The following is a 379-nucleotide window of genomic DNA, read 5'->3' on the forward strand; positions in this document are numbered from 1 at the left end:
TTAAAGGGAGGCGTATTCTTCACCTGCGAGCTGTCCAAGAGGATCAGCCTGCCCCTGACTCTGGATTTCATGTCTGTATCCAGCTATGGCGCAGGCACTGTATCCAGCGGAATTGTTAAGATCGTAAAGGATTTGGATGAACCGATTGAAGGAAAGGACGTATTGATCGTAGAAGACATCATCGATTCCGGCAATACGCTTTCTTATCTGATTGAGGTCCTGAAGCAGAGAAACCCGAAAAGCATTGAACTGTGCACGCTGCTCGATAAACCGGAACGCCGTGTGAAGAAACAGGTTACGGTGAAATACACCTGCTTTACCGTACCGGATCAGTTCATCGTGGGATACGGTCTTGATTATGACCAGAAATACAGGAATT

At 47.0% G+C, this 379-nt stretch carries 1 protein-coding gene; it reads left to right on the forward strand.

The genetic code is table 11. The features are described from left to right. On the forward strand, window positions 1-379 hold a 379-nt coding region (gene hpt, locus NE664_15835), incomplete at both ends, for a hypoxanthine phosphoribosyltransferase (protein MCQ4728105.1).

Source organism: Anaerotignum faecicola (genome assembly GCA_024460105.1).
In the GTDB taxonomy this organism is placed as follows: domain Bacteria; phylum Bacillota; class Clostridia; order Lachnospirales; family Anaerotignaceae; genus JANFXS01.